This is a genomic window from Serratia sp. KH_031 (genome assembly GCF_057839655.1).
The window spans coordinates 4,719,873-4,733,783 of sequence record NZ_CM174496.1 but is presented as its reverse complement, the minus strand read 5'-3'; the positions used below and the strand labels follow the sequence as shown (position 1 = coordinate 4,733,783).

Genomic DNA, 13,911 nt, shown 5'->3' with positions numbered 1-13,911 from the left:
TTAACGACGGCCTTCAGCAATGGCGGTAACCGCTTGGATCTCTGCGGCTTCCTGCTCTTGCTGTTCCTGGCGCTCACGTACATCAAGGATCTGGTTGTTGATCAGACCTTCTTCGATCTCGCGCAGGGCGATAACGGTGTACTTGTCGTTCTCTTCCGGAACCAGAGGATCTTTACCACCAGTCTGCATTTGACGTGCCCGACGAGCAGAGACCAACACCAGGTCAAAACGGTTACCAATTTTCTCTACAGCGTCTTGAACAGTTACGCGTGCCATATTTTGTGCTACTCCACAGGTGAGACGAAAAGACTGGGCATAATACTGAAACTGTCTTCAGTCTGCCAATAGTTTGCTGATTAAAGCGTCATGTTTCAGCATTTGCCGACCCAAACGCAGGCGTTCGGCACGGATAATGTTTTTCAGATCGGACAAAGCCAGATCAAAATCGTCATTGACGATCAAATAGTCGTACTCGGCGAAATGGGTCATTTCCGCGACGGCTTGCGCCATACGCTTGGCGATCACTTCTTCCGAATCCTGACCACGACCACGCAAACGGCGACCTAATTCTTCTTTCGACGGCGGCAAAATAAAGATGCTGCGCGCCTGTGGCATTTTGGCACGGATTTGCTGCGCACCCTGCCAATCGATATCGAGAAATACGTCAACACCGGTCGACAGCACTTGCTCGATAGCTGCACGTGAGGTGCCGTAATAGTTACCAAAAACCTCGGCGTGCTCCAAAAATGCATCCTGCTCAATCATCCGAAGAAATTCATCTTTCGAGATGAAGAAATAGTGCTCGCCATGATTTTCACCGGGACGAACGGCACGCGTGGTGTGCGAAACCGAAACCTGTGTGTCGTACAGCGGTTGCGTCTTTAACAAAGCCTGAATGAGGCTTGATTTACCTGCGCCACTAGGAGCAGAGACAATATAAAGCGTGCCTTGAGCCATGATGATGTTCGTTGATTGCGGTTGAATTGATATGCGGATGTGTCGTTTCTATGCACAGTATACACGGCTAACCGGTTAGATGCAGCGTCTGCACGCATTTTGGCCGCTGCTTTCGCTGAAAAACAGAGGATACCGGACGTTTTGCGTAGCGTATCGCGAAGTTTCTTATGTTTTCAGCAAACGCGTATTTCTTTTTGGAGCCGCTTTGCATTTTAGATTTTTGCCTCTCGCCAAGTTGATTATTCCCGGTTTTACTGCCGCTTAACAGGGAGGTGCATGATGCGAAGAGTCTTTAATCTGGCTGGGATAGTTTTAATTGGATGGTGGCTGTTAAGCGGTATCGCGTGGGCTCAAACCTGCCCAAACTGGCGTGCGGATCGGTTACAACTGGAGATAACAGCATTAAAAACCCAGATTGAACGCTGGGATGTGGCTTATTACCAACAAGGTAACGGCCAGATTGACGATGAACTGTATGACAGTTTGCGGCAAAAACTTCAGTTCTGGCAGCACTGTGCTGGGATCGAACCTGTTGCTCAACCTGCCTTGCTCGAAGGGAAGACTGCCCACCCGGTGGCGCATAGCGGTTTGCACAAACTGGCGGATCGCCGGGCGATTGGGCGTTGGGTCGATGGACATCATGATCTGTGGGTGCAGCCTAAGATCGATGGCGTTGCCGTCACCTTGGTGTATCAGCAGGGAAAATTGGTGCGAGCGGTCAGCCGGGGGAATGGACTAAAAGGAGAGGATTGGCTGGAAAAGGCTAATGCAATCCCGGCGATACCTAAAAAAATATCGTCTGCACCGGCAACGTTAGTGTTGCAAGGTGAGCTGTTCCTGATGGTGAACGATCACCGTCAAAAAATCCGTGGCGGCATTAATGCGCGCTCAACCGTAGCTGGGATGCTGATGCGTAACCAACTATCAGCGTCGTTACAACAAGTTGGCTTATTCATCTGGGCATGGCCTGATGGTCCTTCGCAAATGGCGGATCGGTTGCAGCAACTGACCGACATGGGGTTTCCTCTCACACAGCAATATTCCAAACCGGTCACGACGCTGGCAGAAATCGAGCAGTGGCGTGAGCACTGGTACGGCGCTCCATTACCGTTTGTTACCGATGGCATCGTGGTTCACCAAAGCCAAAAATCGCAAGGGCGCTATTGGTTGGCGAAACCGAGCGATGAAGCGGTCGCTTGGAAATATCCACCTGCGGAACAGATTGCTCGGGTGGAGTATGTTGAATTTAATATTGGCCGCACGGGTAATATCTCAGTGGTGTTACAGATTGATCCTGTTCGGTTGGATGATAAATGGGTGCGGCGAGTCAACGTAGGTTCTCTGTCGCTATGGCAACAGTGGGATATTGTGCCCGGCGATCAGATTGCGATTAGCCTGATGGGGCATGGCATTCCCCGGCTAAACAACGTGGCATGGCGAACCTCGGAACGAGTGACTCCCATTGCGCCAGAGCCCGCAGAGTATCACGCACTCAGCTGTTTCAATTTTCAGCCGCAGTGCCGTCAGCAGTTTCTTGCCAGATTGGTGTGGCTCAGCGGATCAAAAGGTTTGGCTATTCGTGGTGTCAGTGAGGCCAATTGGCAGGCGTTGATCAATCAGGGATTAGTGGATGATTTACTGGATTGGTTGACGTTAACCCCAGAGCAGTTGCAGCTAGCACCGGGGATAGGGGCTAAACGTGCACAGAGCATTTACCAACAATTTCGTTTAACACGACAACAGCCGTTTGAACGTTGGTTGGTGGCGTTGGGGATGCCGTTGTCGGAGACACAGGCCGAGGGATTGCAAAATTGGATGAATGTCAGGCAATGGCCGCAAACCCGATGGCAAGAAATTGCGGGAATTGGTACGAAAAGAGGCGAGCAGATCGTCGCCTTTCTTCAGCATCAACAGGTTTTGGCCTTGGTTAATACCTTGGCAGAACAGAATATTCCGGGGTTTGAGGTTGTGTCTGGCGAGACGACAATAGCGGCTCACCCGAGCGAGGATCAGTGATCCGGATGCTGATAGTTAAACACCGGTAATCCTAAGCGGAAACGTAACGCTAGCAAACGCGCACTCAAGCCGGCCACTAACGTAATAATCACCACCAAATTATGGGGCAGGTTGAAATGTTGCAGGCCGATATACAACCAAGCGGCGGCAAACGCGATACCGGCGTAGATTTCTTTTTGGAACACTAGCGGTAGACGGTTACAGAACATATCGCGCAATACGCCACCAAATACGCCGGTGATCACGGCGGCAATGGCGGCGATGATGGCGCCGTGCCCCATATCGAGAGCGACTTGGGCACCGATGATGGAAAACACAATTAGCCCGATGGCATCCAACAGCAGGAACAAACGCCGTAGATGACGCATTAACGGCGCTACCCACGTCGTGACTATGGCGGCAATGGCGACAATAACGATGTATTCCGGATGCTTTACCCAGCCAAGAGGATAGTGGCCGAGAAGAATATCACGCACTGAGCCGCCACCGATCGCGGTAGCGGAGGCGATGATAATCACGCCAAACATATCCATTTGACGACGGCCAGCAGCTAAAGCACCGGTCATGGCTTCGGCCGTGATGCCAATGATATAAAGAATGCTTAGTAACATAGAGATTCACAAGGTGGGTAGATAACAGAGTTACCTTGAAGGGTAATGATCACGCTGGGTTACTGCCACTGAGTTTTTCTAACTAATTCACTTTCGGATTAATTTAACTAATCCATTGGTGTGCTAGTTGGTTCGTTAGTCGGCTTTTTTGTTATTTTCGAATGTTTAATTATATTAATTATTCTTGGCTTTTCCTGTGAGATTATCTTCAACCAAATGGATAAAGAATGAAAAAGACTTCTCTGTTGGCAACCTCCATCACCATTTTTCTACTGGTGGGCTGCGTAGCTCCGAAGCAGACAACCCATTCGCAACCCGCTACTGAAATGTGTAAAGCGGGTGAGCCGATGCAACAAACAACGTTGTATTTTGGCCTGAATCGTCCTTCTGGCCCGGTCATTACCGCCAAGGAGTGGCAGGAGTTTGTCGATCGACAAGTGACACCACGTTTTAAAGATGGCTTAACGGTATTTGATGCCAAAGGCCAGTGGCTGGGGAACGACAGCAAGTTGGCGCGTGAGAATAGTAAGGCGTTGATGCTGATTCATGCTGAAGGGAAAGAAAGTGAAGCCAATATCGAGGCATTACGTAACCAGTATAAACAACAGTTTGCTCAGGATTCGGTGATGCGAGTGGACACACCGATATGTGTCGCATTCTAAATTTTTTGGCTGAACAGTGGTTGGCCTGTACATGAGCGCACAGGCCAAGCATTTTTTACAACACCTATTTTTACAACACCAAGCCGGCAATGGCCGCTGAAAGTAGGCTAACCAAGGTAGAACCGTAAACCAGTTTCAAACCGAAGCGGGAAACCACGTTACCTTGTTGCTCATTAAGTCCTTTAATCGCTCCAGCGACGATACCGATAGAGGCAAAGTTAGCAAACGACACCAAGAATACCGACAAAATACCCATTCCACGCGGGCTGAGTTCCGCTGCGATTTTCTTCAACTCGATCATCGCGACAAATTCGTTGGCAACCAGTTTGGTCGCCATAATGCTACCCGCTTGGAGTGCATCTTGGGCGGGAATACCGATCAACCACGCTAACGGATAGAACACATAGCCGAGGATCTGTTGGAAACTGATGCCGAAAACCATCGAAAAAATAGCGTTAACGGCGGCGATCAGTGCGATAAAACCAATCAGCATCGCGGCGATAATCATCGCGACTTTGAAACCCGCCAGGATGTATTCCCCCAGCATCTCAAAGAAACTTTGGTTTTCATGCAACTTGTTCAGCTTCAGTTCTGGCTCATCTTCTACCTGATAAGGGTTGATAATAGAAAGGATGATGAAGGTACTGAACATATTGAGGATTAAGGCAGCGACTACGTATTGTGCATCGATCATCGTCATATAGGCACCGACGATCGACATGGATACCGTCGACATTGCCGTCGCCGCCATGGTGTACATGCGACGAGGGGAAATATCTCCGATGATACCTTTGTAGGCGATGAAATTTTCCGATTGCCCAAGTACCAACGTACTGACCGCGTTGAAAGACTCCAACTTGCCCATACCGTTAACTTTGGACAAGGTGGTACCCACTGCGCGAATAATCAGCGGCAAAATGCGAAAGTGCTGCAAAATCCCGATCAGAGCCGAGATAAAGATAATCGGGCATAAAACACCGAGGAAAATAAACGATAGTCCTTCTTTGCTCATACCACCGAAAACAAAGTCAGAACCTTGGGCGGCAAAACCCAGAAGTACTTCAAAGAACCCAGCGATCTGTTGAATCACCCCTAATCCGATCGCGGAATGCAGGAAGAAGTACGCTAATGCGCCCTCGATGACTAACAGTTGAATGATATAACGTGGGCGGATCTTGCGACGGTCATTACTGACCAGCAGAGCCAAAGCAATAATAACCACCAGAGATAAAAGGAATTGCAAAATTTGCGACATAAATCGTCCGTACAACAAGCGGGCCAGAAAAGCCGCTATTTAGCCATAGCTTTCACTGTCTTTCATCAGGTTGCGTGATGATTAGAACAAAATGCTTTGTGGCGAAGGGATGGGATACTGATTGTTATAGTTAGGTGAATTGAGGCAGTTTTTCATTTTGGGAAATATTTTGCTCATTTAAGTGTTTTTATCACCATTTTGAGCAAAATATTGCGCATTAGGCTTAAAAAGGAGCCTTGTTTTGTAAGAACTCCTTCGAATTTGTGCTGATTATCGACGACAAATCTTCTTTGACTGACTAATTGAACCATCATTGCAGACAAATTTTTCACCAGAGCAGTGCGAAATACCACCTTTCTTACCCGAACATGGTTTGTTCGCTGCGGTTGCTGTTAACGTAAACAATGATAGGAATAACATAAGAACTATTTTCTTCATGATTCGCTCCTTCGAAATCCATATTTTTAGTGCTGGTACTGTGCTCTATTGTCGTTTTTGTCGCTATATAAAATTGTCTATCATTTGAGCGGTGGCACAAAAAAGCCCGCGGTGTTGGCGGGCTATAAAATTTTTATTATTGAGCATTGATGTTATTCAATATTTTGAATCTGTTCGCGCATTTGCTCAATCAACACCTTCAACTCGATCGCCGATGTCGTTACTTCAGCATTAATCGACTTTGACGCCAAGGTGTTCGATTCGCGGTTGAATTCTTGCATCATAAAGTCGAGGCGACGGCCAACGGCCTCTTTCTTTTTCAGGATGTTATGCGTTTCTTTAACGTGAGCTTCCAGACGATCCAGCTCTTCGGCGACATCAACGCGTTGGGCCATCAGTACCAGTTCTTGCTCCAGGCGGGTGTTTTCCAATTGCACCTGGGCTTCTTCCAGTTTGCTGACCAGACGTTCGCGCTGCCATTGCATAATGTTTGGCATCTGAGCGCGCACTTTGGTGACTTCAGCACTGACACCATCCAAGCGCTGTTCGATCAACGCTTTCAGCGCGGTGCCTTCGCTTTCACGGGCAATAATGAAGTCATCCAGCGCGCCTTCCAGTGCCTGCATTAACTCGGTACTGATGGTATCCAGATCCTGCTCCTGAGCAGACATTACACCCGGCCAGCGCAGCACGTCGATTGGGTCGATTTCTCCTTCGTCGCTCTGCATCTTGACCCAGTTGGCGGCTTCAACCAGCTGTTTAGCCAGTTTTTCATTCAAAATCAGTGAGCTTTGCGCGCTAGGATCGAGTTCGAAACGCAGGTTGCACTCGACTTTGCCACGCGTTAGACGGGCACGGATCCGTTCGCGGATAACGGGCTCCAGACTGCGGAACTGTTCCGGCAAACGAATGTAAGTTTCCAGGTAACGTTGATTAACGGAACGAAGTTCCCAAGCTGCGCTGCCCCATTCGCCTTTGATTTCACGTCGGGCGTAGGCTGTCATACTGCGGATCATTTTTGCGTACCTGTTATTAGATAAAGATGACTCGATTATAGCGTCGCACCTTTGGACAGGATAGGCATTACGTCACTAAGCCCGTATAATGCGCAGCCAAACATGATTCGAAGCCGGAGAAAGCCCATGCGTCCAGCAGGTAGAGCCCCACAAGACGTTCGCCCCCTGACACTGACCCGTCACTATACGAAACACGCTGAAGGTTCAGTGCTGGTTGAGTTTGGCGATACCAAAGTTTTGTGCACCGCCACCGTGGAAGAAGGCGTACCGCGCTTCCTGAAAGGTCAGGGCCAAGGTTGGATCACTGCCGAATATGGCATGTTGCCACGCTCCACCCACAGCCGTAACGCCCGTGAAGCGGCGAAAGGCAAACAAGGTGGACGTACTTTGGAGATCCAACGCCTGATCGCCCGTTCGCTGCGTGCTGCGGTAGATCTGAAAAAACTCGGTGAGTTCACCATCACTCTGGATTGCGACGTATTGCAGGCCGATGGCGGCACTCGTACTGCTTCAATCAGCGGTGCCTGTGTGGCTCTGGCCGATGCGTTAAATAAGCTGGTGGCAGATGGCAAGCTGAAAGCTAACCCGATGAAAGGCATGGTAGCCGCAGTATCCGTGGGTATCGTGGCGGGGGAAGCGTTGTGCGATCTGGAGTATGTGGAAGACTCTGCCGCCGAAACCGATATGAACGTGGTAATGATGGAAGACGGACGCATGATCGAGGTGCAAGGTACCGCAGAGGGCGAGCCGTTTAGTCATGACGAGTTGCTGGCGTTACTGGCATTGGCCCGAGGGGGCATCGAAACCATCTTCCAGGCGCAGAAAGCGGCGCTGGTAGACTAATTTTTAAAGGCGACTAAGAAGTCGCCTTTTTTACGCCCGGCGATCGGGCGGCAGTCAGCAGACGTATCAGACCAGACGAGGAGAAGCAGTGATGAAAGCCTATCAGCGCCAATTTATCGAGTTCGCGCTTAGTAAACAGGTATTAAAATTCGGTGAGTTCACCCTGAAATCCGGCCGTACCAGCCCGTATTTCTTTAATGCTGGCTTGTTTAATACTGGGCGAGATCTTGCGTTGTTGGGGCGTTTTTACGCTGAAGCGTTAGTGGATTCTGGTATCGATTTTGATCTGCTGTTTGGCCCGGCTTATAAGGGCATCCCGATTGCGACGACAACGGCCGTTGCGCTGGCTGAGCATCACGATCGCGACTTACCGTACTGCTTTAACCGCAAAGAGGCCAAGACTCATGGTGAAGGGGGTTCGTTGGTAGGGAGCCCACTTCAAGGGCGTGTGATGCTGGTGGACGATGTGATCACCGCAGGGACTGCGATCCGTGAGTCGATGGAAATCATTGGTCAGCATGGGGCGACATTAGCTGGCGTGTTGATTTCGCTCGATCGTCAGGAACGTGGCCGTGGTGAGATTTCTGCCATTCAGGAAGTTGAGCGCGATTATGGCTGCAAAGTGATTTCAATTGTAACGCTGAAGGATCTGATTGCTTATCTGGAAGAGAAACCTGAAATGGCTGAGTATTTAGCCGCGGTTCGGGCATATCGTGAACAATACGGAGTATGAATGAATTACGCCGGGTAATTAGCCCGGCGTAATAGTATTTACTGCAACTGTGCGGCTAACAACGGCCAGCGGGCGTCGAATTCCTGGGAGGGACGATAACGGAACTCGGAACGAACATAGCGTGACAGCATGCCTTCGCAGAAAGCCAGTAACTGACTTGCCAGCAGCGTTTCATCCACGATAAAGCCTTTACCTTCTCGCAGTTTACGTTCTTTCAGCACCTGACGCAGTTGCGCCTCAATACGCTCAAATAGCTGATTGATGCGGCTCTGCAGACGATCTTGCTCAAACATCAGCGCATGACCAGTCATAATGCGTGTCAGCCCTGGATTGCGTTCGGCAAACCCGAGGATCAACAACAAAATCAGACGAAGACGATTGAACGTCTCTTTCTCATCCTGCAAGATTAGGTTGATACGCGTGATCAGGCTGTCTTCAATAAACTCGATCAGGCTGTCAAACATCCGTGTCTTGCTGGGAAAATGCCGATAAAGTGCGGCTTCAGAAACACCGACGTTGGCGGCCAACTTTGCTGTGGTAATTCGCTGGCTGCCGTCGCTGGATTCCAGCATCTGGGCTAACGCCTGCAATATTTCCTCGCGACGATTCCTTTTCGTATTTTCTTTTTCTGCCATGTCTGATTAGACCTTTGCTAAAACAGCTTAAATTTTCCAAAACCCGACGAACTGAGCCACGACGGGAATCGACGTGGCTTATGTGATTACTTTTTTATCGTGCCGGGCAAACCTTGCCACCGGGATATCCTTATTTCCGGGGAAAATTTCAGGCGGACTGTATTTTAGTGACGGCCAGAATGACCAAAACCACCTTCGCCACGTTCACTGCTGTCGAACTCTTCGACCAGATTGAACTCGGCTTGTACTACAGGTACAAACACCATCTGAGCAATGCGTTCGCCAGGTTGGATGGTAAAGGATTGTTGTCCACGGTTCCAAACAGAAACCATTAATTGTCCTTGATAATCGGAATCGATCAGGCCAACTAGGTTGCCCAGTACTACGCCATGCTTATGACCCAAGCCAGAGCGTGGCAAGATCACTGCGGCCAAACCAGCATCGGCAATGTGGATTGCCAAGCCGGTCGGCAGTAAGGTGGTGGCACCCGGAGCCAGCTCAACGGCGTCGTCCAGACAAGCACGTAGATCCAAGCCAGCAGAGCCGGGAGTGGCGTAAGTCGGTAAAGGGAAATCCTGACCAATACGTGAGTCTAGAATTTTAACGTCGATTTTTTTCATCATAACGGCTGACTATCTCGTCTATTAATCGTTGGCCAAGGAGTGCCTTGTCGCTGAGCGGTAGGCGTCTGTCCCCATCCTGCCAAAAAAGGTGCAGAGCATTGATATCGCTGTTGAAACCTTGTTCTGTCAGTGACACATCATTAGCGCAGATTAAATCTAACTTCTTGCGCGCTAGTTTTTGCCTCGCGTATTCTTCCACATTCTGGGTTTCGGCGGCAAACCCGACCACGAATGGACGATTTTTCGCCATTGCAGCGACACCTGCCACAATATCGGGGTTTTTTACCATTTTGAGGATGATTTCATCACCCTGTTTTTTTATTTTTTCATCGGCAATCTGCTCGGCACGGTAATCGGCAACGGCGGCGCAGGAGATAAAAATATTTTGCTGCGCAGCGTGTTGCTGCACCGCTTGCTCCATTTCTAGCGCGCTAGTGACGTCTATCCGCGTCACTCCCGGCGGTGTCGGTTGATTAACCGGCCCGGCGACTAATGTCACTTGTGCGCCCCGAGCGGCTGCTGCGCGGGCAACGGCAAAGCCCATCTTGCCAGAGCTGTGGTTGCTGATGAAACGTACGGGGTCTAGCGCTTCACGCGTTGGACCTGCGGTGATCATCACCTTTAAATGTTGCAGATCTTGTGGTGTCGAAAAATAACTGTTCGCTAAATCGACCAATACCAATGGATCCAACATACGGCCGGGGCCGACGTCACCACAGGCTTGGCTACCGCTATCCGGCCCCCAAAGCAACATGCCGCGTGTTTGTAACGTTTGCAGATTGGCTTGAGTGGCGGTGGCACGATACATCTGTTGGTTCATCGCTGGTGCGGCGGCGATCGGTGCCGCAGTCGCCAGACAAATGGTGGTGAGTAGATCGTTGGCCATACCGGCAGCGACGCGTGCCAGCAGATCGGCAGTGGCGGGTGCCAGTATCACCAGATCGGCCCATTTACCCAGCTCAATGTGCCCCATTGAGGCTTCTGCTGCGGGATCTAGCAGATCGTCCGATACCGGATAGCCAGAAACGGCCTGTAAGGTCAGTGGGGTGATAAATGCTTTGGCGGCGTGAGTCATTACCACACGTACCTCGGCGCCTCTGTCACGTAAGCGACGCACCAGCTCTGGGCATTTGTAGGCAGCGATACCACCACTGATGCCAAGCACAATATGTTTGCCGGAAAGTCCCGTCATCATGATTGTCCGATTGAAAGCCGAAAGAGGCGATATTTTAGCATAATCATCAGCCAGGTGATCCATTCACCTGCGTATGCATCCAGTTACATTGGTGTTTGCGTAACTCCTCGCAATGTTATCAAACAGCTATCGTTATCCATTTGTTAGCGTGTCATGCTCAAGCGAAATCAGGGAGGAGTGTGATGGGGTGTCAGGATATGTCGTTATGGTCGGGGGAGTTGCCACCAAGGGAGAAACTGTTGCGTGACGGTGCGGCAGCGTTGTCCGATGCAGAATTACTGGCGATTTTCTTGCGTACTGGATTGCCCGGTGTGCATGTGATGGTGCGAGCGGAACAATTGTTGGAACATTTTGGCTCATTGCATGGTGTGATGACAGCAGATTATGAGCATGTTCGCCGCAACAAAATATTAGGTAAAGCGATTTATGCTCAGCTTCAGGCGATCTCTGAGTTGGCTTTTCGTTTTTTTTCCGGCCAACTGGCGCAAGAAAATGCCATGCTAAATCCGAAAGTCACCCAGCATTATTTGCAAAGTTTGCTGGTTTCCCATGAGCGAGAAGTGTTTTTAGTCTTGTTTTTGGACAATCAACACCGGGTTATTCGCCATCAGGAGATGTTTGCTGGTACTATCAGCAGCGTCGTCGTCTACCCCCGGGAAATTGTGCGAGAAGCGTTGAAGGCTAACGCAGCCGCGATCATTCTGGCCCATAATCATCCTTCGGGTAAGGCTGAACCCAGCCACGCCGACCGACTGATAACTGATCAAGTGGTAAACGCTTGTCAGTTATTGGAGATCCGAGTGCTCGACCATTTGGTGATTGGTCGCGGAGAATGTGTCTCGTTTGCTGAGCGCGGATGGCTTTAGCGAAGTTTTTTTTCGCGATCCTATGGGATCTTTAGCTGTTCGGGACTTGAGCACTTACGCTTCAGAGCGTATACTACGCCACCTTTGAGAATCTTGGGTTTGGCGTTAAGAGCCTATCTCAGCAGGTTTTTGACCTGATGTGTAGTTTCTAACCTGATGACGAGAGTCTCCTCAGTAGGAAGTTTGCTGAGATGGGCTCTAAAGCCTGACGAGGCGGCCAACACTCTATACGAAGCTCGAGCTGATTTGATTTTTGGAGAATAGACATGTCCCGAGTCTGCCAAGTTACTGGCAAGCGTCCGGTAACCGGTAACAACCGTTCCCACGCAATGAATGCGACCAAGCGTCGTTTTCTGCCGAATCTGCACTCCCATCGTTTTTGGGTTGAAGCAGAGAAGCGTTTTGTAACTCTGCGTGTATCTGCTAAAGGTATGCGTGTGATTGATAAGAAGGGTATTGAGACGGTTTTGGCCGATCTGCGTGCCCGTGGTGAGAAGTATTAAGGAAAGGAACTGAATCATGGCTAAAGGTGTTCGCGAGAAGATCAAGCTGGTTTCTTCTGCTGGTACTGGTCACTTCTATACCACTACGAAGAACAAGCGTACTAAGCCGGAAAAATTGGAACTGAAGAAATTCGATCCAGTTGTCCGTCAACACGTACTGTACAAAGAAGCTAAAATTAAATAATTTTAGTGGATTAATGAAAACCCGGCCTTGGTCGGGTTTTTTTATGGGTAGGAAATCAAAAGCTGAGGGGAGATGCTATGCCTGAATTACCAGAAGTCGAAACCAGTCGCCGTGGTATTGAACCTTATCTTGTCGACCATAAAATCAGTTATGCCGTGGTGCGTAATTCACGTCTGCGTTGGCCGGTTTCCGAACAAATCATGACGTTGAGCGACAGGCCGGTGCTTAGCGTACAGCGCCGGGCTAAGTATCTGCTGATTGAGTTGGATACGGGCTGGATTATCGTCCATCTCGGCATGTCTGGTAGTCTGCGTATGCTGACGGAAGAGACTGAACCAGAAAAACACGATCACGTCGACTTGGTGATCAGCAACGGCATGATTCTGCGTTATACCGACCCGCGTCGTTTTGGTGCTTGGTTGTGGTGCGATGATTTGGCGAATAGCAATGTGCTGGCTCATCTCGGCCCAGAGCCATTGAGCGAGGCATTTAACGCCGATTATCTGTATCAGCTATCTCGCAAGAAACGTACGTTGATCAAACCTTGGTTGATGGATAACAAAATCGTGGTGGGTGTTGGAAATATTTACGCCAGCGAATCGTTATTCAGCGCCGGGATCTTGCCCGATCGTCAGGCGGGATCGTTGACTGAACTCGAAACCGAAGTTCTCGTGCGGATGATCAAGTTGGTGTTGCAGCGTTCTATCGAGCAAGGCGGTACAACATTGCGTGACTTTTTACAGTCAGACGGCAAGCCCGGTTATTTTGCGCAAGAATTGCAGGTGTATGGTCGAGCGGGGGAGCCGTGCCGGATTTGCGGTACGCCGATAGAATCCGCTAAGCACGGACAGCGTAGCACCTTTTTCTGCCGACGCTGCCAGAAGTAATTACTGTGTGGCGAGCTTTGCCATCAACGCTTTGGTGACAACGTCTGGCAAGAATGGGGCGATGTCGCCGCCGTGACGTGCGACTTCTTTCACCAAGGAAGAAGAGATGAATGACCACTCTTCAGAGGGCATCAAAAATACGCTTTCCAACGTTGGCATCAGGTGGCGGTTCATATTCGCCAACTGCAATTCGTACTCAAAGTCAGAAACCGCACGCAGGCCGCGCACCAAAATATTGGCGTTTTGATGGGCGGCAAAGTGCGCCATCAGTTCGCTGAATCCTAAAACCTCAACGTTCTTCAGATGCGATGTCACCTGTGTAGCCAGAGCGACACGCTCATCCAAGGTAAACATCGGTTTTTTACTCGAGCTGGCGGCGATAGCCAAAATCACATGATCGAACATCAATGAAGCACGGGTCACCAAATCCAGATGACCATTGGTCATCGGATCAAAAGTTCCGGGGTAGATGGCTTTAGTGGTCATG

Annotated in this window: 18 protein-coding genes; 8 read left to right on the top strand and 10 right to left on the bottom strand. The window is 49.9% G+C overall.

What is annotated here, in order from left to right; genetic code table 11:
- The gene (gene rpoZ / locus AC3ISQ_RS21450; protein WP_489349786.1) at window positions 1-276 is read right to left on the bottom strand and encodes a DNA-directed RNA polymerase subunit omega; all 276 of its coding nucleotides are present in this window, start codon (window positions 274-276) and stop codon (window positions 1-3) included.
- A gap of 57 nt (window positions 277-333) precedes the next feature.
- On the bottom strand, window positions 334-957 hold the full coding sequence (gene gmk, locus AC3ISQ_RS21445; protein ID WP_489349784.1) for a guanylate kinase: 624 nt from the start codon (window positions 955-957) through the stop codon (window positions 334-336).
- Window positions 958-1,233: 276 nt separating this feature from the next.
- Between gmk and ligB the strand changes: the two genes are divergently transcribed.
- Window positions 1,234-2,973, top strand: a complete 1,740-nt coding sequence (ligB, locus tag AC3ISQ_RS21440) for an NAD-dependent DNA ligase LigB (RefSeq protein ID WP_489349783.1) — start codon at window positions 1,234-1,236, stop codon at window positions 2,971-2,973.
- Here ligB and AC3ISQ_RS21435 read toward each other — a convergent pair.
- On the bottom strand, window positions 2,967-3,584 hold the full coding sequence (locus tag AC3ISQ_RS21435; RefSeq protein ID WP_489349781.1) for a trimeric intracellular cation channel family protein: 618 nt from the start codon (window positions 3,582-3,584) through the stop codon (window positions 2,967-2,969). The two genes, ligB and AC3ISQ_RS21435, sit on opposite strands and share 7 nt — an antisense overlap.
- Window positions 3,585-3,811: 227 nt before the next feature.
- Between AC3ISQ_RS21435 and AC3ISQ_RS21430 the strand changes: the two genes are divergently transcribed.
- Window positions 3,812-4,246, top strand: coding sequence for a DUF3574 domain-containing protein (locus tag AC3ISQ_RS21430; protein WP_489349779.1), 435 nt, complete (start codon window positions 3,812-3,814; stop codon window positions 4,244-4,246).
- Between the two features lie 70 nt (window positions 4,247-4,316).
- Here AC3ISQ_RS21430 and AC3ISQ_RS21425 read toward each other — a convergent pair whose 3' ends face one another.
- From AC3ISQ_RS21425 to AC3ISQ_RS21415, 3 genes are all read right to left on the bottom strand, one after another.
- On the bottom strand, window positions 4,317-5,501 hold the full coding sequence (locus AC3ISQ_RS21425; protein WP_489349777.1) for a NupC/NupG family nucleoside CNT transporter: 1,185 nt from the start codon (window positions 5,499-5,501) through the stop codon (window positions 4,317-4,319).
- A gap of 270 nt (window positions 5,502-5,771) precedes the next feature.
- Window positions 5,772-5,939, bottom strand: coding sequence for a YdcA family protein (locus AC3ISQ_RS21420; protein WP_489349776.1), 168 nt, complete (start codon window positions 5,937-5,939; stop codon window positions 5,772-5,774).
- 152 nt (window positions 5,940-6,091) lie between these two features.
- Entirely contained in the window at window positions 6,092-6,955 is an 864-nt protein-coding gene (locus tag AC3ISQ_RS21415) for a YicC/YloC family endoribonuclease (protein WP_489349774.1), read from the bottom strand.
- Between the two features lie 126 nt (window positions 6,956-7,081).
- Between AC3ISQ_RS21415 and rph the strand changes: the two genes are divergently transcribed.
- Entirely contained in the window at window positions 7,082-7,798 is a 717-nt protein-coding gene (rph, locus tag AC3ISQ_RS21410) for a ribonuclease PH (protein WP_489349773.1), read from the top strand.
- Window positions 7,799-7,889: 91 nt separating this feature from the next.
- On the top strand, window positions 7,890-8,531 hold the full coding sequence (gene pyrE, locus AC3ISQ_RS21405; protein WP_489353432.1) for an orotate phosphoribosyltransferase: 642 nt from the start codon (window positions 7,890-7,892) through the stop codon (window positions 8,529-8,531).
- Between the two features lie 38 nt (window positions 8,532-8,569).
- Here pyrE and slmA read toward each other — a convergent pair whose 3' ends face one another.
- The 3 genes from slmA to coaBC all read right to left on the bottom strand — a co-directional run bounded on the left by slmA (window position 8,570) and on the right by coaBC (window position 10,984).
- On the bottom strand, window positions 8,570-9,166 hold the full coding sequence (gene slmA / locus AC3ISQ_RS21400) for a nucleoid occlusion factor SlmA (protein WP_489349771.1): 597 nt from the start codon (window positions 9,164-9,166) through the stop codon (window positions 8,570-8,572).
- Between the two features lie 164 nt (window positions 9,167-9,330).
- Window positions 9,331-9,789 (bottom strand): dUTP diphosphatase, encoded by a 459-nt coding sequence (gene dut / locus AC3ISQ_RS21395; protein WP_489349769.1) that lies wholly within the window; start codon window positions 9,787-9,789, stop codon window positions 9,331-9,333.
- A complete protein-coding gene (gene coaBC, locus AC3ISQ_RS21390; protein WP_489349767.1) occupies window positions 9,767-10,984 on the bottom strand; it encodes a bifunctional phosphopantothenoylcysteine decarboxylase/phosphopantothenate--cysteine ligase CoaBC in 1,218 nt (405 codons plus the stop codon). The genes dut and coaBC overlap by 23 nt, the downstream gene beginning before the upstream one ends.
- 197 nt (window positions 10,985-11,181) lie before the next feature.
- On the opposite strand from coaBC, the gene radC reads away from it, so the two are divergent.
- From radC to mutM, 4 genes are all read left to right on the top strand, one after another.
- A complete protein-coding gene (gene radC / locus AC3ISQ_RS21385; protein ID WP_489349765.1) occupies window positions 11,182-11,850 on the top strand; it encodes a RadC family protein in 669 nt (222 codons plus the stop codon).
- Between the two features lie 266 nt (window positions 11,851-12,116).
- Window positions 12,117-12,353 carry a 50S ribosomal protein L28 gene (gene rpmB, locus AC3ISQ_RS21380; protein ID WP_489349763.1) on the top strand — a complete coding sequence of 79 codons (237 nt, stop codon included), beginning with the start codon at window positions 12,117-12,119 and terminating at the stop codon, window positions 12,351-12,353.
- 16 nt (window positions 12,354-12,369) lie between these two features.
- Window positions 12,370-12,537 carry a 50S ribosomal protein L33 gene (gene rpmG / locus AC3ISQ_RS21375; RefSeq protein WP_002208990.1) on the top strand — a complete coding sequence of 56 codons (168 nt, stop codon included), beginning with the start codon at window positions 12,370-12,372 and terminating at the stop codon, window positions 12,535-12,537.
- 77 nt (window positions 12,538-12,614) lie between these two features.
- A complete protein-coding gene (gene mutM / locus AC3ISQ_RS21370) occupies window positions 12,615-13,424 on the top strand; it encodes a bifunctional DNA-formamidopyrimidine glycosylase/DNA-(apurinic or apyrimidinic site) lyase (RefSeq protein ID WP_489349760.1) in 810 nt (269 codons plus the stop codon).
- Here mutM and coaD read toward each other — a convergent pair whose 3' ends face one another.
- Window positions 13,425-13,910, bottom strand: a complete 486-nt coding sequence (coaD, locus tag AC3ISQ_RS21365; RefSeq protein WP_489349759.1) for a pantetheine-phosphate adenylyltransferase — start codon at window positions 13,908-13,910, stop codon at window positions 13,425-13,427.
- Window position 13,911: the final 1 nt, after the last annotated feature.

What these genes read in the sequence shown, in the direction of transcription:
- gmk (WP_489349784.1), bottom strand. Translation starts at nt 957, where the DNA reads ATGGCTCAAGGCACGCTTTATATTGTCTCTGCTCCTAGTGGCGCAGGT.
- rpmG (WP_002208990.1), top strand. Translation starts at nt 12,370, where the DNA reads ATGGCTAAAGGTGTTCGCGAGAAGATCAAGCTGGTTTCTTCTGCTGGT.
- AC3ISQ_RS21435 (WP_489349781.1), bottom strand. Translation starts at nt 3,584, where the DNA reads ATGTTACTAAGCATTCTTTATATCATTGGCATCACGGCCGAAGCCATG.
- AC3ISQ_RS21430 (WP_489349779.1), top strand. Translation starts at nt 3,812, where the DNA reads ATGAAAAAGACTTCTCTGTTGGCAACCTCCATCACCATTTTTCTACTG.
- AC3ISQ_RS21420 (WP_489349776.1), bottom strand. Translation starts at nt 5,939, where the DNA reads ATGAAGAAAATAGTTCTTATGTTATTCCTATCATTGTTTACGTTAACA.
- AC3ISQ_RS21425 (WP_489349777.1), bottom strand. Translation starts at nt 5,501, where the DNA reads ATGTCGCAAATTTTGCAATTCCTTTTATCTCTGGTGGTTATTATTGCT.
- radC (WP_489349765.1), top strand. Translation starts at nt 11,182, where the DNA reads ATGTCGTTATGGTCGGGGGAGTTGCCACCAAGGGAGAAACTGTTGCGT.
- mutM (WP_489349760.1), top strand. Translation starts at nt 12,615, where the DNA reads ATGCCTGAATTACCAGAAGTCGAAACCAGTCGCCGTGGTATTGAACCT.
- rpmB (WP_489349763.1), top strand. Translation starts at nt 12,117, where the DNA reads ATGTCCCGAGTCTGCCAAGTTACTGGCAAGCGTCCGGTAACCGGTAAC.
- slmA (WP_489349771.1), bottom strand. Translation starts at nt 9,166, where the DNA reads ATGGCAGAAAAAGAAAATACGAAAAGGAATCGTCGCGAGGAAATATTG.
- rph (WP_489349773.1), top strand. Translation starts at nt 7,082, where the DNA reads ATGCGTCCAGCAGGTAGAGCCCCACAAGACGTTCGCCCCCTGACACTG.
- AC3ISQ_RS21415 (WP_489349774.1), bottom strand. Translation starts at nt 6,955, where the DNA reads ATGATCCGCAGTATGACAGCCTACGCCCGACGTGAAATCAAAGGCGAA.
- pyrE (WP_489353432.1), top strand. Translation starts at nt 7,890, where the DNA reads ATGAAAGCCTATCAGCGCCAATTTATCGAGTTCGCGCTTAGTAAACAG.
- coaD (WP_489349759.1), bottom strand. Translation starts at nt 13,910, where the DNA reads ATGACCACTAAAGCCATCTACCCCGGAACTTTTGATCCGATGACCAAT.
- ligB (WP_489349783.1), top strand. Translation starts at nt 1,234, where the DNA reads ATGATGCGAAGAGTCTTTAATCTGGCTGGGATAGTTTTAATTGGATGG.
- rpoZ (WP_489349786.1), bottom strand. Translation starts at nt 276, where the DNA reads ATGGCACGCGTAACTGTTCAAGACGCTGTAGAGAAAATTGGTAACCGT.
- coaBC (WP_489349767.1), bottom strand. Translation starts at nt 10,984, where the DNA reads ATGATGACGGGACTTTCCGGCAAACATATTGTGCTTGGCATCAGTGGT.
- dut (WP_489349769.1), bottom strand. Translation starts at nt 9,789, where the DNA reads ATGATGAAAAAAATCGACGTTAAAATTCTAGACTCACGTATTGGTCAG.